The sequence below is a fragment of the Spiroplasma mirum ATCC 29335 genome, assembly GCF_000565195.1.
GTDB classification, from domain to species: Bacteria; Bacillota_I; Bacilli_A; order Mycoplasmatales; family Mycoplasmataceae; genus Spiroplasma; species Spiroplasma mirum.
Map to the genome: position 1 here is coordinate 301,869 of NZ_CP006720.1, position 24,021 is coordinate 325,889.

Annotated in this window: 20 protein-coding genes and 1 pseudogene; all 21 read left to right on the forward strand. The window is 31.6% G+C overall.

The features are described 5' to 3' along the window. Positions 1-25 precede the first annotated feature (25 nt). The 21 genes and pseudogenes from pdhA (at position 26) to P344_RS01640 (ending at position 23,827) form a co-directional block, all read left to right on the forward strand. Entirely contained in the window at positions 26-1,129 is a 1,104-nt protein-coding gene (gene pdhA / locus P344_RS01550) for a pyruvate dehydrogenase (acetyl-transferring) E1 component subunit alpha (RefSeq protein ID WP_025317140.1), read from the forward strand. Next, positions 1,129-2,118: an alpha-ketoacid dehydrogenase subunit beta gene (locus P344_RS01555; RefSeq protein ID WP_025317141.1), complete on the forward strand. Its 990-nt coding sequence runs from the start codon at positions 1,129-1,131 to the stop codon at positions 2,116-2,118. The genes pdhA and P344_RS01555 overlap by 1 nt, the downstream gene beginning before the upstream one ends. Positions 2,119-2,133: 15 nt before the next feature. Next, a complete protein-coding gene (locus P344_RS01560; RefSeq protein ID WP_025317142.1) occupies positions 2,134-3,423 on the forward strand; it encodes a dihydrolipoamide acetyltransferase family protein in 1,290 nt (429 codons plus the stop codon). A gap of 15 nt (positions 3,424-3,438) precedes the next feature. Further along, entirely contained in the window at positions 3,439-4,824 is a 1,386-nt protein-coding gene (lpdA, locus tag P344_RS01565) for a dihydrolipoyl dehydrogenase (RefSeq protein WP_025317143.1), read from the forward strand. Positions 4,825-4,891: 67 nt separating this feature from the next. Then, positions 4,892-5,977: a DUF3137 domain-containing protein gene (locus tag P344_RS01570; RefSeq protein WP_025317144.1), complete on the forward strand. Its 1,086-nt coding sequence runs from the start codon at positions 4,892-4,894 to the stop codon at positions 5,975-5,977. Then, positions 5,947-6,444: a hypothetical protein gene (locus tag P344_RS01575; RefSeq protein WP_148552281.1), complete on the forward strand. Its 498-nt coding sequence runs from the start codon at positions 5,947-5,949 to the stop codon at positions 6,442-6,444. Before P344_RS01570 ends, P344_RS01575 begins: the two co-directional genes overlap by 31 nt. Positions 6,445-6,771: 327 nt before the next feature. Next, complete coding sequence (locus tag P344_RS01580) at positions 6,772-8,031, forward strand: fructose PTS transporter subunit IIB (RefSeq protein ID WP_051413760.1); 1,260 nt, start codon at positions 6,772-6,774, stop codon at positions 8,029-8,031. Between the two features lie 13 nt (positions 8,032-8,044). Further along, complete coding sequence (locus P344_RS06575; RefSeq protein ID WP_148552282.1) at positions 8,045-8,524, forward strand: hypothetical protein; 480 nt, start codon at positions 8,045-8,047, stop codon at positions 8,522-8,524. Continuing rightward, the gene (locus P344_RS07305; protein WP_236681409.1) at positions 8,524-8,691 is read left to right on the forward strand and encodes a hypothetical protein; all 168 of its coding nucleotides are present in this window, start codon (positions 8,524-8,526) and stop codon (positions 8,689-8,691) included. The genes P344_RS06575 and P344_RS07305 overlap by 1 nt, the downstream gene beginning before the upstream one ends. Positions 8,692-8,724: 33 nt before the next feature. Continuing rightward, positions 8,725-9,252: pseudogene (locus P344_RS07310) on the forward strand (aminotransferase class I/II-fold pyridoxal phosphate-dependent enzyme); the annotation flags it as partial. 174 nt (positions 9,253-9,426) lie between these two features. Continuing rightward, positions 9,427-9,720: a hypothetical protein gene (locus P344_RS07315; protein ID WP_025317147.1), complete on the forward strand. Its 294-nt coding sequence runs from the start codon at positions 9,427-9,429 to the stop codon at positions 9,718-9,720. Between the two features lie 167 nt (positions 9,721-9,887). Next, positions 9,888-11,969 (forward strand): hypothetical protein, encoded by a 2,082-nt coding sequence (locus tag P344_RS01595; RefSeq protein WP_025317148.1) that lies wholly within the window; start codon positions 9,888-9,890, stop codon positions 11,967-11,969. Positions 11,970-12,035: 66 nt separating this feature from the next. Then, positions 12,036-14,279 (forward strand): hypothetical protein, encoded by a 2,244-nt coding sequence (locus tag P344_RS01600; RefSeq protein ID WP_025317149.1) that lies wholly within the window; start codon positions 12,036-12,038, stop codon positions 14,277-14,279. Between the two features lie 128 nt (positions 14,280-14,407). Then, the gene (locus P344_RS01605; protein WP_025317150.1) at positions 14,408-15,070 is read left to right on the forward strand and encodes a hypothetical protein; all 663 of its coding nucleotides are present in this window, start codon (positions 14,408-14,410) and stop codon (positions 15,068-15,070) included. A gap of 12 nt (positions 15,071-15,082) precedes the next feature. Continuing rightward, positions 15,083-15,829, forward strand: coding sequence for a hypothetical protein (locus tag P344_RS01610; RefSeq protein ID WP_025317151.1), 747 nt, complete (start codon positions 15,083-15,085; stop codon positions 15,827-15,829). Positions 15,830-15,858: 29 nt separating this feature from the next. Continuing rightward, the gene (locus tag P344_RS01615) at positions 15,859-16,581 is read left to right on the forward strand and encodes a hypothetical protein (RefSeq protein ID WP_025317152.1); all 723 of its coding nucleotides are present in this window, start codon (positions 15,859-15,861) and stop codon (positions 16,579-16,581) included. Between the two features lie 36 nt (positions 16,582-16,617). After that, a complete protein-coding gene (locus tag P344_RS01620) occupies positions 16,618-19,602 on the forward strand; it encodes a hypothetical protein (RefSeq protein WP_025317153.1) in 2,985 nt (994 codons plus the stop codon). A gap of 18 nt (positions 19,603-19,620) precedes the next feature. Next, positions 19,621-20,292 (forward strand): hypothetical protein, encoded by a 672-nt coding sequence (locus tag P344_RS01625; RefSeq protein ID WP_025317154.1) that lies wholly within the window; start codon positions 19,621-19,623, stop codon positions 20,290-20,292. 12 nt (positions 20,293-20,304) lie between these two features. After that, positions 20,305-21,780: an AAA family ATPase gene (locus tag P344_RS01630; RefSeq protein WP_025317155.1), complete on the forward strand. Its 1,476-nt coding sequence runs from the start codon at positions 20,305-20,307 to the stop codon at positions 21,778-21,780. 15 nt (positions 21,781-21,795) lie between these two features. Then, the gene (locus P344_RS01635; RefSeq protein ID WP_025317156.1) at positions 21,796-23,358 is read left to right on the forward strand and encodes a VWA domain-containing protein; all 1,563 of its coding nucleotides are present in this window, start codon (positions 21,796-21,798) and stop codon (positions 23,356-23,358) included. Continuing rightward, the gene (locus tag P344_RS01640; RefSeq protein ID WP_248679165.1) at positions 23,345-23,827 is read left to right on the forward strand and encodes a dUTP diphosphatase; all 483 of its coding nucleotides are present in this window, start codon (positions 23,345-23,347) and stop codon (positions 23,825-23,827) included. The genes P344_RS01635 and P344_RS01640 overlap by 14 nt, the downstream gene beginning before the upstream one ends. Positions 23,828-24,021: the final 194 nt, after the last annotated feature.

A 24,021-nucleotide genomic window follows, 5' to 3' on the forward strand; every position in this document is an offset into this window, starting at 1 on the left:
AAGTTAAAAGGAGGCAAAAGAAAAAATGTATTTTGATAAGTTTGATTCATTAAAAAATGAAATGGTTCAAATTATGGATAAAACTGGGAAAATCATCAATCCTGATTTAATGCCCAAAATCAAGGATAAAGATGTTGTTGAAGCTTACAAACTAATGTGTTTATCAAGAAAACAAGATGAATTTCAAAATAAAATTCAACGCCAAGGAAAAATGTTATCATTTTTAAGTTCAACTGGCCAAGAAGCTTCAGAAGTTGCTTATGCAATGCAATTAATTAAAGGTAAAGATTGATTTTCTCCAGCTTATCGGAACAATGCTGCTTGATTAGCAGCGGGAATTCCAATGCGTAACATTATGTTATATTGGTGTGGAAATGAGCTAGGAACAAAAACACCAGAAGGAATTAATGTGTTACCAGTTAATATTCCGATTGCAACCCAATATTCCCATGCAACTGGTCTAGCCTTTGCAGAAAAATATAAGGGAACTGATGCCGTTGTAATTACAACAACTGGTGATGGTGGTTCTTCGGAAGGTGAATTCTACGAAGCAATGAACTTTGGAAAATTACATGACGTTCCAGCCATTTATATTGTGGAAAATAATCAATATGCGATTTCAACTCCGCGTAAAAAAGCAACAAAAGCAATTAACTTTGCAGTAAAAGCGATTGGGGTTGGAATTCGGAATGTTATTGTGGATGGTAATGACTTCTTTGCTGTTTACGGAGCTGTCCAAGAAGCAATTGCGCTTGCTCGAAAAGGGGAAGGACCATCATTTATTGAATGTAATACTTACCGCTTAGGGGCCCATTCTTCTGCTGATGATCCAAAAGTTTATCGGGATGAAGAACAATACCAAGATGCTTTAACAAAAGATCCTCTAATTAGAATGAAAGCATATCTAATTGATAAAAAATTATGATCAGAACAAGATCAAGAAAAACTAGATAAAGAACAAGAAGAGTTTATTAAAAATGAATTTGCCTGAGTTGAACAAAACAATGTTGTTGAACTAGAGGACATTTTTAAATATACTTATGCGGAAATGCCAGAATTCTTACAAGAACAATATGAAGAAGCAAAAGCATACTTTGCCGCGCACCCAAGTAAAGGAGGACACCACTAATGGCTACTTTTAATAATATTCAAGCGTTAACGCATGCTTTAGACTTGGCAATGGAAAAACACCAAAATGTTGTTATTTATGGTGAAGATGTTGGGTTTGAAGGTGGGGTCTTTCGTGCAACAATGGGGTTACAAGCAAAATATGGTGAAAAACGTTGTTTTGATGCTCCAATCGCGGAAGCAACACTAGCAGGAACGGCAGTGGGAATGGCTATTAACGGGTTACTACCAGTTGTTGAAATGCAATTTGAAGGATTTGCTTACCCCGCAATTCAACAATTGTTTACACACATTGCTCGTATGCGTAATCGTAGTCGTGGTCGTTTTACTTGTCCGTTAGTTATTAGAATGCCAATGGGTGGAGGAATCCGTGCGTTAGAACACCATTCCGAAGCAATGGAAGCCATGTTCGCTCATAACCCGGGATTAAAAGTGATTATTCCTTCAACTCCTTTTGATACAAAAGGGCTATTATTAGCGGCAATTGAATCACCAGATCCCGTAATTTTCTTAGAACCAACAAAAATTTATCGCGCATTTAAACAAGAAATCCCGGATGAATATTATACTTTACCAATTGGTGAAGGTTATAAAATTCAAGAAGGAACTGATTTGACAATTGTTACTTATGGAACGCAAACGGTTGATTGTCAAAAAGCAATTGAAGAATTAAAAGCTGCTGGTGATCAGACAAACATTGAATTAATTGATTTACGAACAATTCAACCATGAGATCGCCAAATGGTTATTGAATCAGTTAAAAAAACAGGGCGTTTATTAGTTGTCCACGAGGCAGTTCGTTCATTTAGTGTGGCCGCTGAAATTATTGCCACAGTTAATGAAAAATGTTTTGAATACTTAGAAGCACCATGTGCAAGATTAACTGGTTATGATATTGTGATTCCCTTTGACCGTGGTGAACATTATCATCAACCATTAGTGGGAAAAATTGTTACAAAAGTCAAAGAAATTATGGCTTATGAAATTTAAAGGAGGAATTTTCGGATGTTAAAATTTAAATTTGCCGATATTGGTGAAGGATTAACCGAAGGAGTGGTTGGTGAAATCAATGTTAAAGTTGGTGACAAAATTAAAGATGGTCAAACAATGTTTTCCGTGGAAACCGATAAAGTAAATGCTGAAATTCCTTCCCCAGTTGATGGAACCATTACAAAAATTAACATGAAAGTTGGCGATACAATTTTTGTGGGGGATGTTGTTATTGAAATTGATGATGGGACCGTTGATAGTGCTAGCCCATCTTCAGAACTACCATCAGCTGCACAATCAGCCGAAGAAGAAAAAGCGGCCGGGGTGGTTGGTGCAGTTCCAATTTCAAACACTGTGATTGCTGCACGTTCGTTACCAACAACTAATAATAGCCAAACTATTAATAGTAAAGTGCTAGCAACCCCTGTTGCCCGTCGAATGATGAGTGACTTAAAAGTTGATTTAACTAAAATTCAGGGAACCGGACCAAACGGTCGAATTAAAAAAAGTGATATTCAAAATGCTAGTCAACATAGTGCTGGACCTGTTGCAGCAGGACCAACAATGATGATGCCGAATATTACAATGTCAAATATTAAAACAACTGGTCAAGTTAACCGGTTACCAATGAGCCCAATTAGAAAAGCAATTGCTAAACAAATGACATTATCAAAAACAGTAATTCCCGAAACAACATTAATCAAAAATGTTGATGTTACTAAATTAATTGAATTACGTAGTCAGTTAAAACAACAAGCTGAAAAGCAAGGAATTAAGTTAACCTTTATGCCATTCTTTATTAAAGCTTGTGCGATTGCCTTGCAAGAATTTGCGATGCTAAACTCTTCTTATGATCAACAAACAGAAGAAGTAGTTTATAAACAATATTATAATATTGGAATGGCTGTTGATACCCCACGGGGATTAATGGTTCCTGTTATCAAAGGAGCAGACCAGTTACATATTTTACAAATTGCCCACGCTGTTAATGATTTAGCTGAGCGTACGCGCGATGGTAAACTTAAAATGGATGAAATGAGTGATGGGACCTTTACCATTACTAACTTTGGGTCCGTGGGAGTTGAAATAGCTACTCCTGTTATTAACTATCCCGAAGCCGCAATTTTAGGAGTTGGAACAATTGAAAAAAAACCAACAGTTGATAAAGAAAACAATATTGTCATAAAATCAATTTTACCATTATCACTATCAATTGATCATCGTTTAATTGATGGTGCTGATGGGGGGCGATTCTTAATGCGTTTAAACGAGTTATTAGAATCCCCAGCTTTATTGTTAATATAGTAAGGAACTTAAAAAATGGATAATAAATTTGATGTAATTATTGTTGGAGCTGGTCCGGGAGGTTATGTGTGTGCTATTAAAGCAGCCCAAGAAGGATTAAAAACTTTAATTGTTGAAAAAGAATACTACGGCGGAGTTTGTTTGAATGTCGGATGCATTCCAACCAAAGCGCTTTTAAAAGGAGCGAAAGTTTATGATATGATTCAACATGCTGATATGTATGGAATTGATATTAAAAACTTAACCGATGTTGCTCCGAACTGAGTTAAAATGCAAGAACGCAAATCCAAAGTTGTTGGCCAGTTAACAAAAGGGGTTGAATACTTATTGAAAAAAAATAAGGTTACCTTAGTTAAAGGGAAAGCAAAGGCTTTGGATAAAAATACAATTGAAGTGAATGGTAACAAATATACTTGTGATAATTTAATTATTGCAACGGGAAGTGTTTCCAGAAGTTTACCGCTCCCTGGTTTTGATAAGGCAACTGCCGATGGTTTTGTTATTAGTTCAACCGAAGCATTATCATTACCCCAAATTCCAAAAAAATTAGCCGTTATTGGGGGTGGAGTTATTGGGGTTGAATTCGCCTGTCTATATCGTCGTTTAGGAACCGAAGTGACTATTTTACAAGGTTTAGATACAATTTTAGAAATGTTAGATAAAGATGTTTGCGAAGAAATGACTAAACTACTAATTAAAAACAAAGTTAAAATTGAAACTAGTGTTAAAATTAAAGAAATTAAAGGGAAAACAATCATTTATGATAACAAGGATGGTCAAGAAGTTAAACTAGCAACTGATTATTGTTTAGTATCAGTTGGACGGGTTCCTGTGTTAACTGGGTTTGAAAATATTGGTTTAAAAATTGGTGATCGTAAAAATATTGAAGTAAATGATCAATGTCAAACTAATCTCCCTGGTGTTTATGCAATTGGAGATGTTGTTGGGAAAGCAATGCTAGCCCATGTTGCTTCGGCACAAGGAATTGTCGCAATCAATAATATTAAGGGTTACCAAGATAAAATTGATTACAATAAAATTCCATCATGTATATATTCGCACCCCGAAGTAGCGATGGTTGGCTTAACTGAAGAACAAGCAATTAAGCAAAATATTCAATATAAAGCTTTTAAATTTCCTTTAAAAGCAAATGGAAAAGCCCTGGCGGATGGTGAAACAGATGGCTTTGTTAAAATTCTTTGTGAACCTAAATATGGTGAAATTTTAGGAGCTCATATTATTTGTGCAACTGCGACAGATATGATTTCTGAAATTACCTTATGTATGGAAATTGAAGGAACAATTTATGATTTAGCAAAAGCTGTTCATCCCCACCCAACTTTATCCGAAATTATTATGGAAGTTGCTCATGGTCTGGAAGGTCATCCAATTGGGATTTAAAAGATTTAAAAATTCTCTTTTTTAAATCTTTTAATTTCGTTATAATACCTATAAAGGTGGGCATTACATGAACATAACTAATAAAACCAAAAACTATATTAAACAAGATCTTAATCATTTAGTGACAACAACTTTTCCCAACCAAAAAGTAAAACAACGGTTTGCCAAAAATTTTTACTATGTTTTGGGATGATTATTATTAGCAATCTGAATTGTTGGAGTAGTAGTTAGTGCGATTATTTTAAGTGCGATGAATAAAATTAATAGTTGAACCACGCCTATTATTACTTATTTTATAACAGGATTTTTATTTATTGGTGCAAGTATTTTCTTATTTAGTTTTTATCGAAAAAATAAAAATTATTTAATGAATATTATGAATCATCTTAATTGGTTAAAATACTACGAATTTGCTTTTATGCATGATTATAATCCCGAAGTTACCTTTAATAATATGAAACCCGGCTTTGATTTAAAGCCAATTCCATCCGCTCCGCAATTACAACGCAATAAAACAGTCTTTCATACCATGGGTGAAAGTGTGGGCTTTGTTAACCCCCGGGTTTTTAATCGCAATGATGATTTAGTTTTTAATTTAGAATTTAAAAACCAGTTATTATCCTTGGGAACAATAACCCAAGAACGTGATGCGTTAGCGCTTGATGTTGCTGCCACAGTGGCAGCCCGGATGCTCGCTGATTTTAATAAACAAGATTGTTTTATGTATTTAACTTACCAATTAGCAAAAGAAACCGGGGTTAATGGTCGCGTTATTCCTAACCAAGGAAAATTAGAACAATATTTATCTCGTCATAAAAATGACCAGTTAGAATCTAGTGAATTTGAAAAAATATTTGATGTTTATAGTAATAATCCGGTGCTGGTGCGGAAACTATTAACACCGAAAGTAATGGTTAATTTAATTGATTTAGCCAATAAATATCATCGTTTAGTCCCAATGATTATTGAAAATAACGAGGTTACCTTATTATTATCGGAAAATGCTATTAATAATAAACTAGGTTTAGTTAAGATTAATTATGCAGATGATTTAGATAAGATTGCTAAAAATATTAGTGATAAGATTGCAACTGATCTTTTTACTTTAAATTATGGGTTGGAATGGCTAGCAGCTTATGGTTTGGTTGATTAAGAGAAAAGAAGAATAAAATGGCAATTGAAATTAATGTTTTAAAAATTGATTATTTACAAATTTTATTTTCTGATTTAAATGAACAATATTTAACCCAACCAATTGAAGAAGATTTAATGTTATATGATGGTGATCTGCAAGTAGAAAATTTTCGGATGAATTATCAAAATTCTTATGAGGAAAATGACTGGGCTTCTTTTAAACTGAAAATTACTTATCAAGAACTTTTAAATAAATTTATTATGATAGCTCAACATTTAAATTTTCATAAAGCACCAAAGATTAAAGTAATTTGTAAATTAAAACCCCATCAGAAAGCAATTATTTCTTGCTTAGCAAGTGTTAGTTGTAGTAATCCTGACCATCCGGCTGCGAATAATCTTGCCATTAATATTTTAAATCCCGCGTTTAATAAATTCCCCATTAATGCCATATACTCACATTCTTTAATATCTTTATTATACTAAGATATTCTTATTTAATTTTATAAAATTAAATAATTATGATGGTTATCATTTTAAAACTGGTTAAAATTTATCATCTTAAATATTTCGTTGTTAATTATGAATTACAAAATTTTTAAGTAAAAATAAACCGAGAAGTTACGAAAAAAAATAGGTAATTTGCTAGTAATATGTTAATATTTTATACGGAGTTATTGGTCGGTTAGGAATTGGGCGCTTATTTGAGGGAACTATTAAAGTCGGACAGGAAGTTGCGATTGCCTTAATTATTCCGGCTAATAAAGCAAGTGATATTCATTTAGAAATTTTAAGTTCTATTGTTAAAAACTATTGGATTCTGAGATCCGTTCCCAGTTAAAAACATTAACGGAGAAAAGAGCAGTTCTTAAAATTTTAACAGCAACGGATGAGAAAACTAGTGAAAATTCTAATTCCGATTATAAAAGATATATTATTGGGATTACAGCTTGCCCTGCGGCAGTAGCCCATACTTATATGGCGGCGCAAAAATTAGAAGATTATGTCAAAGCAATGGGGTATGCGGTAAAAATTGAAAAACAGGATTCTAATGGATTTGAAGATAAATTAACTAGTGAGGATGTTAAAAATGCGAATGTTTTAATTATGGCAACTGATATTAATGCTGCCGAACAAGAACGCTTTGTTGACATTCCAATTTTAAAAGTTGCTGTGGCTGACCCGCTGCATAATGTGGAAAAAGTTTTTAATAATGCTCTTAATTTAGCACGCAATATTTCTTCGCAGCAGATTCCGGTTATTAAACAAGAAGATAGTAAACTACCAAAAAATCGCCATTGATTTAAATTACATTTTAAAGCGGGAGCAGTTAGTCTAAAAAATGCTGTTTTAAAGGGAATTTCTTATGCGGTACCAGTTATTGTGGCCGGGACGGCGATTCAAGCAATTATCACTATTATTAACCAAGTTGCAGGGGTTAATTATATTACAGCTCATGCCAATTTGTTAAATACATTAGGAAATGTTTTGGGCAAAGCATTAAGCATTTTATTAGCACCTGTTTTAGCTGCTTATATTGTTTATGCAATGGCCGATAAACCAGGGTTAACCCCAGGCTTTTTAGGAGTACTTGCCTGGGTATATGTTACAAAAACATCAAGCGATGGAATTGTCATTGTTGATGGTTTAGGTTTTTTAGAAGGTTTAATCATCGGTATTATTGTTGACTATCTAATGAAACTATTTAAGAAATATTTAGTCAGCAAAAAAATTCAGGGAGTTTTGACTTGATTTGTATATCCTGTTTTAGGGTCTTTAATTAGTATGTGTTTAATCCTATTTGTGATTGGCCAACCAGTAATAGTTGAACCCAGATTAAATGCTGCACATAGTCTTCCCGATACTGCTCCTCCTAACATAAACGACGGAATAACGCGAAACGGATCGGATAACGCAAATGGAATAGCCCCTTCTGTAATTCCCATTGATGATAATAATCAAGAAATTTTTCCTGCTTCTTTTTCATATTGATTTGAGAATTTACGTCCAATCACCGTTACTAAAGTTGTTGTTCAACCGGTTCCAATCTCGGCTGCTCAAAAGGATGCATAACGAACTAATAAGGTTGGGTTGGTTAAAGTACCACCTACCACCAGTAAATGCTTGGGAAAACGAGGCAAAAGAGAATGTTCACGCCACTTTATTGAACGGGCCACCTAAATCAAACACACACATCATGCCAATAATAACTCCTAACACTGCCGCAGCATTTGAAGTTTGAATAGAAGTTAATCCACTAAAAATAACATTAATTAACAAGGCTGCTAGGGGAGGCTTTATTACGATGTCGGGAATTCAGTTAACAACAATTGGTTTTTTAATTGGTACTGCAATTTTGTTATGACTAGCCTTTGCCCTACTAGAATGTGCTATTTCAATAATCTTATTGTTAGGATTAAAATATTTAAAAACAAAACCAGTGATTGAAAAATATTTGCAATTATGAACATTAAATATTTTGTCATTAGTAATTTTACCATATGTTAAAAAACAGCATTCTAAAAAAACAATGCTTAAAAAAGAAACTAAAAGTGGTGAGCAATAATGAAATATAATTTTGATATTTTTGTAGATTGTTCGCAAAATCATGAGCGCAAATGAGATAAGACTTATATTAATAGTAATTATCATTTACAAGGACCAAACGTGATTAATTCATCAATTGCTGACTTAGATTTTGCGACACCAGTACCAATTAGTTTAGAAATTTAAGAACGAACTCTCAAAGGTGTTTATAGTTATACTTATATTTCTAATGATTTATATACAGCAATTAAAAATTGGTATCAAACAGAACATCATCTAAAAATTGATGTAGAAAATATTAAACTAGTACACGGAAATGTAAATGCTTTGCGCCAATTAGTCCAGGGTTTAACAGATCCGAACAATTATATTTTAGTTCAAACCCCGGTTTATGGACCATTTAGAAAAACAATTTTACATAATCAACATCAAGTTTTAGAAAATTTCTTAGAATTAACTGATGATCGTTATCATATTAATTTTGATAGTTTTACTAGAATTATTAAAGAAAAACAACCAAAAATATTTATTTTATGCAATCCCCACAATCCCGGCGGGATAGTATGAACAAAAGAAGAATTAACAAAAATGGTTAATATTTGTGCGCAATATAATCTTTTAATTATTAGCGATGAAGTTCATAGTGACTTAACTTTTACTAACTATCAATTTTATTCTTTATTATTGTTCAGTTCATTGTATGATAATATTATTATTTGTAATTCTCCTATAAAGCTTTTAATTTAATAATTTAAGGGGGGATTAAAATTATCATATTTAATTACTTATAATAACGAGTTACGAAATAAAATTGATGATCAATATGAAAAAAATTTTCTTACTTCTCCAAACGTTTTTACAGTTTCTGCATATATAGCAGCTTATAATAGTGCAGATGTTAAAGAAAGAAAAAAAGAGTTATTGTTATATGTTCAAAAAAAATTTTCAATATTTAAAAAAACATTAGTTACAACTAATTTAAAAATTATGAATATAGAATCATCATTTTTGGTATGAATTAATTATCGAAATACCAAAATTACACCAACAGAATTTAATGCGCTATTATTAAAACATCAACTAATTGTTTGTCAAAAGGATAATTTTTATGGTGAAGACCAGTATTGTTTTCGGATTAATATTGGGACTTCCCTAACAATTCTCAAAAAAATTATTGCAATTTTGCAGCTTATTTTTGTAGAAGAGGAGAATTAAAAGATTAAATTGTAATTTTGCAAAATTTTGCTATAATGAAAGTAGATTATATAGGAAATAGTCTGAAGGGTTTTATTTAATATTAAAAAATATGATTAATAATCATATTTTTGGTATTATTAATCTTAAATAAGGGTTTATTTAGGATTAGAAAGGTGTTTAAATTAATGGCAAAAAAACCAGGAAGTTGAAAGGCACTTAATAAAATTACAAAAACAGTTAGTGTTGCGAGCTGTAAAAAATCAGTGATTGCTTCTTTTTGTGCGACATTATATATTGGTGCTCTAATTCCCGGAGCTTATTTTGGTGTTCAATTTTTACAAAATATACTAAGTTATAATGGAATTAAAACAAACGGTAAACTACCGGATATTAATGAGGGTGATTATTTTCAAGTTGATTTTACTAATACCCCTCTTCGTGATAATTTTAAAGGGCAAAAGACTTTTGAAGAATATAATGTTCCAGCTAACCCAACAACGGGAGTTGTTGAGCGAATTAATGTTCGTGCAACTTCTTTACGATTAGAATATGCTTATAATTATATTTTTAACCAAGCACCAAAAACATATATTTCTCGCAATTTTTTGTATAAAAATATTTATAAAGATCCTAATAAAATTGCCATTTTTAAAATTTATACCGATGCCTATGCTCAACATGAATTATCATTAAAAGATGTACAACGAAATAATTTAAATTTAGTTAATAATATCTTATATCTAAAAATTAAATATAATGGCGAAATTCAAAAAAACTTGATTATTATGCCAACCATTTTTATTGGAACTGAAGGGTTTTTATCTAATTTTATTCAGTTTAAAATGTTTGAAAGTATGAAGAAAGATGAAGATAAACCAATTGTTTGAACAAACCAAAAAAATATTTTAGGAAAACAAGCAAATGGATTAGTTGTCAAGGGTGAAACTAATGGTCTAAAATTAGATGATGAAGTATATGACCAATATCAAAAATATTTTAATAATTTATATTTAGAAAATAAAGGGGATAATAAGGAATTTGTTGGTGATTATAACCCTTATAGTAACTTTGTCATTTCTAGTGTTTCTGAGCAAGACCGCTTGAATCCCTCTTTACCATTGTCGACTATTGATGATTATGAATATTTATTTGATATGAATGCGATTATTAATGATTCGAACCATCATTTTAAAACTACTAATTTAACAGCTAGCAAGTCATCATCATCTGCGCTTGGCAAAGATATCAAAATTAATACTAAATATGTCCCCCAGTTATTTGTTTTTCTAAAAAATGTTTTAGCAACCACAAAAAATCCTAATTTAGTTTTACCAAAAGACATTGTTCCTGATGATTGAAAACCACTTTATGATTTATTAACACCAAAAACATTAGATATTAATAAACCAGAAGAGTTTTACTTTATGTTCTTACCAGAGGGAGAAACTATTCAAAATATTTTAGAAAATAATATTAATAGTCAAATTCGGGAATTATTAAATGGGGAAATTCAGTTTGTTGATTTAGTCGATAAGATGAAAACTGATATTTTAACTAATCCCGTGGATCCAAAGTACCAATGGTTATTTAAATGAAATATCCTTCCATTTCAAACATATGCCAATAGTGAAACAAGTGATTATTTAAATGTTAAAAAACGAACTATTCAGGAAGCAAAAGATTTAGAAATTAATTTACCATTTATTAGCAGTTCAGAATTTATTACAATTGATCATCCCCAACTTCATCATATTCTTAATTTAAAAGGAACAGTAAGTTCGCCGGGGATGTTAGATTTTAGTAATTTAGCCCAACGAAACTACTTATTTAGTAACTATTGAAATACAACTGGGGTTTATGGTTTAGCATCAAATCAAAATAATGTCATTAAAATTGACCCCCGCTTAGTTAGTGATACTCGCCAATTGCAGAGCTTAATTTTAAAGGGATTTACTGACAACACCTGAAAATTTGTAGAAGATATTAATAACTATACAGCCGGAGTCTATAATGTTTTAAATGGTTATACCAAAGTTCAATACGAAAGTTCGCTAAGCAATGATTATAATATTGAATATAATGTTTTAAGTCAATATCATATTAAAAATGATTTTAATGCCTGAACCACTGATTTAGTAAGTGGGGATAGCGCAAAATATTATCAAAATACCGCATTAGATTTAATTTTAAAATTAAAAAACCCTAGTGGGGTTGAAAAACAGTTTCAACAGATTCTTTTCCGTTTTAACTTACATTATGTAGTATAATTTTATTAATTACGGTATAATGTATATACTAAAAGTGGCATTTTTTAACATAAGTGAGGTGAGAAAATGAAAAGGTTATTAGCAATCTTAACAGCAACCATGTTAGCAACTTCGTTAGTACCAACGTTGGTTGCTTGTGGTAATTCCCACTCAGATATTATTGATGGCAAAAAGAATGTTTCAACTGAATTTACTTTAACCAATAGCGTTTATGTTTCTTCAGAAACAAAAGATATTAATGCTGATATTTTAGCCGCGGCTAAAAAAGAAGGGCGAATTGAACAAGGACTTGATCTGCAAATGGGAGATATTACTGACCAGGAAAATAACATTTTACCTCCTAATATTGGGGATCAAGAAACAGGTTATATTGTTTTTACCTTAAAAGATAAACCAGAAATTAGTTATACTGGTTCAATTACCATTTATTTCACTCTTATTAATAGTAGCCCCGTTGATATTAGCCAAGATGTTGACCTATCACTTACGTTAAAAGATGTTACTAAATATGATGATTTAACAACGCTCCAAAATGAAATTTGAGATGAAGCTAAAACGCAGTTTACTGCTAACACACCAGATGATATTAGTGGTTATGATTTATTGGGATTAGCTTTACCAACTAAGTTTAACCAAGTATTAAGTGAACAATTGATTGCCAAATATAATGGTAAGTTTGATAGTGGAATCAAAAAATATAAGGGGACAATTACAATTAAATTAAATATTATTAGTTACTATATTAACTTACCCCTAGAACTAAAAAATGATGTTGGGGATAATGATACTTTATACCAATTTATTTGACAACATGTTAAAAATAGTCCTGAATTTAGTACGGATCCCCGGGTTTCTGCTACTTATAAGGATTATGACATTGACTTTAGTAGTGTAGTAGAGCCAGGACGTGGACAAAGCACCAACTTTAAGTTCTTAGCAACTCCGAAAGATGAAAGTGTTAACCATTATCTTCGTGTAGAAGGAAATCTAACCAAAGATCATTATACAATGCCAAAAGATATTAGTTTAGCGGTTCCAATTATTGTTTATGAAAAAGATCGCTATCAAGTTGATAAAGCAAAAGTTTGAAGTGATGCAATGGCAATTGCTGGTTTACCAGTAACTCCCGCAATGAAAGATTTTGATCTAAGTGGATGAGATTCGGTAATTAGAAATAATTGACCAAATATTGGGACAAAACATGCAATTACGTTAGTTGCTAAAAATAACAATACGAACCATGTCTTTAAAGGCGACACGACTATTTATGCCATCATTATGAATGATGGGGTGGTCAAGACAATTAATACTGGTCCAATCTTATTATCATCTACTTCCAAACCAACTGTTAATTCAATATTTGTTTCAACCTGATATTATGCAGTGGGAAAATTTGGGGGAGAAATTTCAACCAAATTAACAGATTATGTGGATAGTAAAGGGAATAGCACTATTGATAAATCAGGATTAGAAGCTGCTTATAATCAAGCCGTTGCAACTAAAGGATGAACAGATTATGCAATAAAAGTACGGGGCGATGCGCGAACAACCGGAAAAGATGCTGATTTAACAATTACTGGGAAGTTACGAATTATTGATAATCCATTAACTAAATCAGTTCCAATTAATTACTCAACGCGTGATTATAAATTTAACCAAGATCCCGCAACGATTGATCGCCAAATTAAAACATTAAACACAAGAATTTGAAATGATATTATTGGTTTTTCATCATTTAATAATGAAGCGTATACTTTATACGGAGTGTCAAAAAAATTATCTGCTTGAGATAGTGATTATGAGCAAAAAGTCGCCGTCGCAATTAAAAACTTTACGCCGGGAGGAAATTCGAATATTCCATTGGAATTAAAATTCAAATTAAAAGACCAAAATATCTATGCGGGAGAAATTACCGTTCAGATTACTTTAAAATATGATAGTAATAGAATTCCAATGAATCCTAGTGGTGATTCAATTGATGCAACAGCGAATAGGCCATTAGTATTCTACTTAGATAATTTAAATATTCAAAATCCAAAAGAATATATTCGCAACTTAATGATAACAATTTGGCATAATGCAATTACTTACAATTACGAATTGCAGAAAAAATACCCAAATCTGTTATTACCAACTTCAAACTATAATTACTGAGATGATGAAGTTGTGAGTCGGGTAGTGTTACCAACAGTTGATAACCCAGTTTCAGATATTACCTTAGATAACATTATTCCAAAATATAATGGATTATATGAGGGAACAGTTATTATTAAGATTAAAATTATTTATGATATTAATCATTGTCCATAAGAAGAGGGAGCCCTCTTCTTATTTTGGAAAAAAAGTTAAAATTTGCCTTTTTTTAATTAAAAAATGCTATAATCAAAATATGAATTAGGTAAATTGGCAGATAGGGCATAATACAATGGGTGAGATTAATGGACAAAATTAGTGAAAATCAAGAACTAAATTTACAAGAAACAATGGTTGGCGATGATAATCAACAACAGCCATATTTTTTAGCGAGTACAGAACCAGTTAACCAACCAGTTCCGATTCCGGAAGATTTACATCTTACGCGGATGTATTTTAGCAGTCTCGCTGAAATTTTTGGGCGGTTATTTATTTTAATTTCCCAAGGATTAATGATGGGTGTTATTATTATCGTTTCTGCTTCTTTAGCAATGATTGCAACAACCCAGTTGCCAATTCCCGCCGCTTTTAACCAATTTGGGGTGGCTGATGGTGTTTTTCGCGGAATGACTGTGGTTATTGCCTTGGGAGGTGTTATTTTTAGTTTAGTTTTTGTAATTCCAATTTTAATTGTCCGTAATATTCGGTTAGTAAAACTAACAGGAATCTTATTAAATTCACTAGGTTTTTTATTTGGACTAGTAATGTTAGGATTAAGCATTATTTCTTATTTGTACATTCCCGTTCGGTTAAATTTTCCCGGGGTTATTTTAGCCGCTCTTTGTTGTTTATTAATCTTTATGGGTAGTGTGCTGTTATGAAGCGCTGCGATTCATAAAAAAAGCAAATTACGTAAAGCAATTGTGGCCAGTGAGCAGTTTAAAGCAGTTATTAATCCTGAACAATAAGGAGGTGGGTTAATGGTTAACACGGAAGAAAAATTATTATCCAATAATTCCACGGAAGAAACACCTCCCGTGCGTGAATTAAAATTTGTGGAAGATGATCGCCCCGAGAGTCTTAAAAAATTGGACCGTACCGTTAGTGAAAAAGTTATCAGAAATTTAGGAAGTTATGAATTAAAACAACGTATGCAGTTTAAGCATCATGCTTATAATTATGATTTAGGAGCATTTCGCTATTATTTTAAAGATTCAGTGGAAAGCTTTGGGCGGATTGCAATTCTTGTTGGTTCGCTAATGATGGTTATAACGGTGGCATTATTTATTTATCCATTAGCCCAAACAGCAACGAGTGTTATTTTGTCAATTATTGGGTCGAAAATGGTGGGAATTGTTGGTTCAAACCTTGATTTGGTAAAACCATATCTTCAGATTGCCATTATTAGTTTATTATTTTTATGGCTATCAATAACTATTATTATTGTAGTACCTATTTTAGTGTGCCGAACAATTAAAACAATGCGGATTTGGTTAGTTGTTGTGGCAATTATTGGTACTGTGAATGGTCTGGGAATAATTGGTCTGGCAGTTGTTTATTCATTATTTATTGCTAATCCAGTTAATTGAAAAGCCACCATTTTAGGTGGGGTTTCGTTAGTAATCTTTCTGTTGGGAACTATTATTGTTAGTGTTAATTTAAAACATTATTATCGTGAATTAGAAAATAATGTTGCCCAACAAATTTGAACAATTCGTACTCGTTAATAACGAGTTACGGAAAGGGGGGTCAAAAAATGATTGGAAAAGTAAGCACTAAACGCGAAGAACTAGCGTTACAATGAAATACGCGCATTGAAGTTGCGACTCGTCTTTTAATTTTGGGATTTTCGGTGCTTGGAATGTTTATAGGCTTTTTCTTAGCTGCTGGTTGTTCAATGAGTTTTAATTATATTAAGAATATTACGGGACTAATTACGCACAAAGCCTTTGAAACACAATACATTATTGCGGGAGTTATTGGTTTAATCATTAGTTTATTCTTTTTTGCTTTCATTGGGATACCGTACTTACGACTACGCCGGGCAACAAGCTTTAAACCATGAATTATTAATTCCACTGTTTTTACCTTATTTTATTATCTTTTTGGCATTGTGGTGATTTTTTATTTTTGAACCCAGTATAATTATAATAATAATTATTTAATTATTGCCTTAATCGGGTTTATTATTTGTCCAGTGGTAATTATCATTTGTTATGCTTTATTATGACGAGAAGTTGGCAAACAATGAAAATTGCGAAAAGTGGTAGAGTATTTACAAGATGAAAAAAGTTACCGGGCAAATGATGAGAAGTTAAAAAGATTAGAACAAGAACGCTTAACTTTAATAGAACAAGAAACTTATAAATATGAACAGGAAAAGTTAAAATTGCAAAATCTCCATCCTAATGACCATATTTTAAACCAAGAAACAGTTGTCAATGAAGCGGCCATGGTTGATGTTGATAATCAGGAATAATATCAATCAATAAAAAAACACGAGGAGGTGAATTATATGAGTGATAATTTTAAGGATAATGAACAGGTATTATCCCCACCAATTAAACATAAAACCCGACAAATTAATAAAAAAACTAATTTAAAAATTTTTGCCGTTATTTGTTCAGTTGCGATCGCCTTAGGGATGGTGGGAATGATCTATGTTTTTGTAGCGCCCTCTTCATATAACGAAACTGACCCGTGACAGGATGCTATTCCGCTAGGAGATAAAATTACAAATTATATTAATGGGTTATTATCCAAAGATTTAGCACAACCCGAAAATCTTAATACTTATGTTCATTTTACTTTATCAGAAAAACCAAGTATTGATAATTATGCCAATAGTAAAGATACCGATTTAATTCGAAATGTCTTCCAAGCTAGTGATTGAATTAGTGCCGACTTAACAAAAGTAGAAGAACTACTAGAGGAAACCGGGGCCAAATTATCAGGAACCAACATTATTTATAAAGGTTCCCAGATGAAATTAACCTTATTACCCCGCGTGTTAAGTTATCCTTATAATGGCGGAGATGATAAATATGGTTTAATGTATTTAGATACTAGCGTCGCCAACAAAGGGATGTTTAGTTACAAAATGCGCTTTGCCTTGGAACTTATGGCGAGCGATGGCGCTAATAATTATATTGATTTAAAAAAACGGGTTGATTATTGATATGAAATCCCCCATTTAATTACCATTGCGCAGTTGCTAAATTTAGCAAATAATTCTGAAATTCAAAAGTTTATTCAAGATACTAATTTAGATTTGAATACTACTAATGAACAACTTTTAAGTAAGTTATTAAAACAGTATTATTGTTTAAATAATGATGATCACGACCAAAATATTATTGTTAACCAAGAAATTACAGGTATTAATGATAAACCATTTGCCCCAATTAAAGCGTCGGGAGTTTCAGCTGATGATTTTTCTGTCAATGTTTTATATGATAGTCGTAAAATTAATAGTTTTGACCAGTTAGGAGCTAGTTTATTCAATAACCACCAGGCGGGTTATGAAACAATTGCGAAAATTTTTAATACCTTAAATGTTCAAATGCCAATTTTTTCAAATGTTGGGGGCAATGGTGGTTTTACTTTATATGATAAGACTCCCGTTAAACCAAATCCCCAAGATAATTTTGTGTTGCCAATTGGAGCCGATAAAGTTAATAGTTATCAGGGTTATATTAAAGACTTAGGGATTGAAAGTGATAATATGCAGATTTGAAATTCTGAGCACCAAATTTTTCATAACCAAGTGCAAATTGCCTTTTTAGATACAAAGAGAATTCCCACAGATTTATACTATAACCAGCAAACTTATACAAATCGTGCCCTTAATTTAGATAGTTACCAGTATCTTAATGATTTTCAAGCGGTTGTTGATAATATTCAATATGATGATGCCAACGCTGATCTTGATTTGCACTTAACTCAGTTAATTCCAACGGTTAAAAATAACTTAACCAGATATTTATGAAATAATTTAAATGATCCGAATGCTCCGCGGGATGTTAATTTAAAAGAATTAACAATTTCAACAAATGGAACCGGCGAAATTAGGGGAACAACTAATTCCTTAAATCCTCCAGTTAACGGGCAAGAACAGGGTAATGTTAATAAAGTTTATCAAGATCGTGTCTTTACATTACCCAAAGTTAATGTCAAAGCTACTTTTTGATTAAATGATGCTAAAACGCAAACAAAAGATATTAAAACGGCATTTACCTTACCATCAAAAGTTGTGCAAGATCCCCGTGGCGTTGATAAAAATGATTTAAATACTCAATGAATTATGGACAAAGTTAAGGATAAAATTAGTCATGAACATTTTTCAACTTTAACTAGTCAATATAGTTTTGAAAATAAAATTAAAAGTACCTTTTTAAACACCACTGTGGAGTGAGCCCGTGCCTTTCCTCACGGAGCTAAAGGAGAATACCCGGTTAACTTACCAATTTTAAATGATTTTAATTTTGAAATCACTCCGCCGAATGGTCGTAATAATGGCAGCAATTTAAAAGTAGGAGCCTATAGTGTCAAAGTACGTGCCTTAGGTTCTTCATTAAATTTTCAAGGAATAACTACTTTCTCAAACATCCAAGTTGTTAAAGCTAATTTTACTGATTTATTTTTACCAGTCCTTTCAATGTCAACAATGGAAACTAATGCTGATTTATACAAGCGAATCCAAGAAAATATTATCCGAACCGCTCAGAATAATGGACTAGAATTGGAAACAAGAGATTTTACAATTCTGGGTCTTAACCCTGGTGATCAAAATCACTTAATTCCTGGTCATCGGGCAATTCACATCAATGGTGGAGGTCGTGGTGATAATTTAATTAGCGGAGCTACCACAATTGATGTGACAGTTACAAAGGCGAATTTGGAAAGTTATTTAGGGAATCAAATTAATTTAAGAGCTTATACTATGAATGATCATGGTAATGATATTATTGCCCAAGCCCAAGAACAATTACGCAAAGGACTTAGTGGATTAAATTTAGACCAAAGAATTATTAATAAGTTTAATTTTATCTTATATGAACCAAATGGTCGGGTGGCAAATCCGAACGAGAAAATGGTCGGCGGAGTATATACTTTAACAATTATTGCTGATAATAGTGGAGACAATCCCTTCTATGGTAGCATTCAAAAAGAAATTAATGTTCCCCACAAAAGTTTGGACAAAATAAGAACGGCGATTGTGGTTAATGCCAACGAAATTAATTTAATAGCCAGTCCACCTACGACAGTTAAAACATTACAGGATAAGTACCAAACCAAGATTATAAATTATTTTAACCAAAATAATTGAAATCTTAGTAGAATATCCTATAATATTGAAGTAAAACTAAATAATAATTGGTTACAGCCAACCACCCAATTACAAGCTGGGAATTATTATATTCATATTAGCTTTACTGGTAATTATTTAGAAAATGGGTTTGTAGAATTTAACATAACTCTCCAAAACCCAACCCAATAGAAAGGAAGAGTAATAAGGATGAATAAAAAACCAACTTATGGCAGTAAATTTCCTGATTTAGAGTTGCTTGATAACGCCGAGCAACGTGCTAAATATGAAGAAGAAATTGCGGAATTATCAGAGCAAGAACAAAAAAAATTTAATTATATCTCACCAACTCAACATAATGATTTTTCCCAACGACGCATGTACTGAAATAGTACAATGGAACAAGTTGGCAGAGGATTTATTATTTTTGCTCAAATCTTAGCAATTACTCTTGCCTATTTTATTGGTCAGAAAGTTATTTTGATTACTGTCGGTAGTTTTGTTAATCCAAACTTAGAAATTGCCAAGGAGATCTATGTTCGTGATTTCTTATCATATGGATTCTTAATTATTACAGTTTTATTTGGCTTATTGTATTTTATTCCAATGGCAATTTGCCGTACGGCAGGGGCAGTTTATGGGTGAGCGATTGCTTATATTATGTTAGCAATTTTATATTTCTTATTCCTAGAAATTATTTGTGCTGTTTTATTAGTTTTATCAAGTATTAAAGTATCATCAAATGATAGTGGAGATATTAATACTTGAATTCCTGTTTTTATGATTGTCGTGTTGGTAATTACTTCAATTTGAATTGTGGGAGCTTGTATTTTATTAGTAAAATCTGATGATGTAAAACGCAAAATCAGTTTAGAAGTGTAGGGGGAAGATAGGATGACATTAACACAAAGATTAGAAGAGTTAACAAAACAATTACAAAAAGATGTTTATGAAAAAAAGGTTATTTTTAAGTTAGCAATGTTAGCAATGCTAAGCGGGGAATCAATTTTTCTGTTGGGGAAACCCGGGATTGCGAAATCATTGGTAGCCCGTCGTCTTAAACATGCTTTTAAAAATGGAACAATTTTTGAATATTTAATGAACCGGTTTTCAACTCCCGAAGAAATTTTTGGTCCAATTTCAATTGAAGATTTACAGCGGGGAGTTTATAAACGGCTAATTGATAAGTACTTACCAACTGCTGAAATTGTCTTCTTGGATGAAATTTGAAAAGCGGGACCTTCAATTCAAAACACCTTATTAACAATTATTAATGAAAAGATTTTTCGGAACGCTGGGGTTGATATTAAAGTACCAATGAAATTATTAATTTCTGCTTCTAATGAATTACCAGCTGAAGGACAAGGTTTAGAAGCCTTATATGACCGTTTTATTATTCGTTATATTGCTCAAGGTTTAAAAGAAGAGGAAAACTTTAATGATATGATTGCCGGAGTTACCAATTTAGATGTCCAAGTTGATGAGCGCTTACAAATTACCCATGAGGAATATAATGTGTGACGGAAAGAAATTAACCAAGTTAAAATGGAACAAGATACTTTTGATTTTATTAACCGTTTTCGAAAAGCGATGTATGTTGCCACTGAAGGGCAATATTATATTTCGGACCGACGCTGAAAGAAAATTGCGCATTTAATGAAAGCATCGGCTTATTATAATGGTCGCGATACGGTTGATAAACCTGACTGATTAGTGATTCCATACTGTATTTGAGATGATGAACAGCAAGAAGAAGAATATACAGCAATTTTTAATGAATTTTATTTAGATGCGTTAACATTTGATGTTAAGCAAAAGAAAATTCGTCTTGACAAGGAACTAGAAGAATTAGCGCGTCAGTATGATGATATTCAAGAATCAATTATTAAAAAAAGTGAATACTATGATATTTTTGATGGTAAAGTGCAGGGAACTTTTCACCGTATTTTCTGATCAGATGCCCAATATCCGGTGTGTTTCATTCGGGTAGAAGATTTTATTGATGCTCGTCATAATAAAGAGCAGTCAACCTTAGTTGAATTATATTATGGGGAAGAGTTAGATAATATGCATGATGTTATGCAAACAGAGGTTATTTATTTAAATGATAAAACACTAAAAAACTTAACTTTAAATTCTAACATGACTGTTGAAGTTAAAAATGCAAAAGGGGATAATAACGCCGCTGAAATTGAACAAAAAATTTTAGCCGTTGAAAAAGAAATTGATAGTTTAGAAACTGCGTTTCCTGATGAAAAACACCGCCTCTTAGCTGAACCATGTATTTTTTTCAAAGAAGCTTATTATTTAGCAGTTAATAATGCTTTTGATGGCCAAGAACTAAAATTTGATGAATCAACACCTAATTAAAGGGGGAATTTGTTGATGAAAGGGTATTTAGAAGATCACTTAGATAAAAAAATGAATACTTACTTATCTAAACTAAAAAATCAGGATTTACAAAATCCTCATTTTGTGTTGTTTAAACAAAATAATAAGTGATTAGCTGATACTTTTGATCAACAAATTACTGCTTTTTATGATGAAAAAATTAAAAAAGAAATTCGCAGCATTACCTTACCAAGTGAAATGGAAAAAGAAATTTATTTATTAAACTGGGTTAAAGTTAATGGTTATAGTGCTTTAAAAGAAAACTATGCCAAAACTCAAGATTTTTTGTTTAAAGTTAAATCACCATTTTATGACCGGTTAAATTTTTATCGTTATGAGTTTAATAAAAAAGACAATGATCCCTCATTGTTATTTAAAGATTTTATTAACAGTTGGGAAGGAATTTTAATTAAACGGATCGCGGATTATCGCTTTGCAAAAATTGAAGAATTACGAAATAAATATTTGCAAGAACTTTATAATCGGATTGAAATTATGCAAAAAACTAATAAACTACTTAAAACAGTTTGAAACTTTTTTGGTTTAATGTGAAATTCGGAAGAAAACCTAACAAAAAGTTTAAAAATGGATGCCATTGAAAAGTTTGCCGAGTTTTTAAAACAAAATCCCGCTATTATGGAAATTGCTACTTTATTAGGGCGCTACCAAGGAGAAAGTAAGCTAATTGAAGAAAGATTAGCCGAAGAAATTGTGATGGATTATGAATGACAGCCAATCGGAAATTCTCCCGAAGAAATTGTTGGGGCTACCGAATCAAAAGATTTAGAGCACATGTTTCCGACCGAATTAGTTCTTTTAAAAGATCCTGTTTTAAAATACATTTTTTATAAAAAATTTATTGAAGGAAAATTAACTACTTTTGAGTTTATTTCGCAAGATCAGGTCCCGGTCGAAAAGATTAAGTTAAATATTGTTAAAACAAGAGTTCCAGAAGAAAAAGGACCGATTATTTTATGTATTGATACTTCTTCTTCGATGCGGGGTAACCCTGAACAAATTGCCAAAGCCTTATCTTTAGCAATTGCTAAAATTGCCTTTCAGGAAAAACGCCCTTGTTATATAATAAATTTTTCAACTAATTTAGATGTCTATGATTTTTCTTCAGTTCGCAATTCCATTCCGAACTTAGTTAAATTTCTATCAAAAAGTTTTAGTGGGAGTACGGATATTGAACCAGCAATTAACCATGCGTTAAATGTGATGGAGAAAAATGAATATTTTAATGCTGATTTGTTAATGATTAGTGACCTTTTAACTTCTGATTTATCAGAACGAACAACAGTAAAAATTAACCAGTTAAAATTACGCCGTAATCGTTTTCATGCAATAGTGATTGGAACAATGGGGCATGAATCAGCAGCAAGTGCTTTTGACAATGCTTGAATCTATGATCCACGTGATACCTTTGCATCCGAACGAATTATTGCCTCATTAACTGACCAAGTTGTAACTAAATATAATAATCATCCCGAAGCCAAAAATTTATTAAAATTAATTAAGGAAGGAAAGATGGATCTGAAATATGATAAGCAATAACGCCCTAGTTAACTTGGCGGCTAACCAAACTAAATTAGATCATCATATTTATCAAAAACATAATATTAACGAAGGAGATACTTTGGAAAAACGAATTTTAGCTTTTTTAATTGAATTAGCTGAATTTATTAATGAACAACGTGATTTTAAATATTGAAGCTTAAAACCACCCTCAGAACGATCGGTATTACTTGAAGAATATATTGATGGCATTCATTTTTTAATTAGCATTGGGAATACTTTAAAAGTAGATTTTAATGAATTTAATTACCAACCAAATGTTTTAAGTTTGCAAACTAATTTAACAACAATTTATTTGAATTGTTTTGTTGAATATACTAACTTTATTAAAGACCATAGTATTGCGAATTATTTTAATGTTTTAACAAGTTATTTTGTGATTGCCGAAAAATTAAACTTTACAGAACAAGAATTGTTAACAGCATATAATCAAAAAAAATGCTACTAATTTTGCTCGCCAAGCTAATAATTATTAAAAAAACTAAAATATTTTTATCTTCTTTTTTTATTTAAAAAATAATATTATTTTTCTTTTGTTTTTTTCTGTTTTTTGCTATAATTTTCCTTGAGTTAAAATTACTTGTAATTTTACTTAATAAATGAAAATATTACATAATTTGCATAGAAAAAACAGGAGAAAAT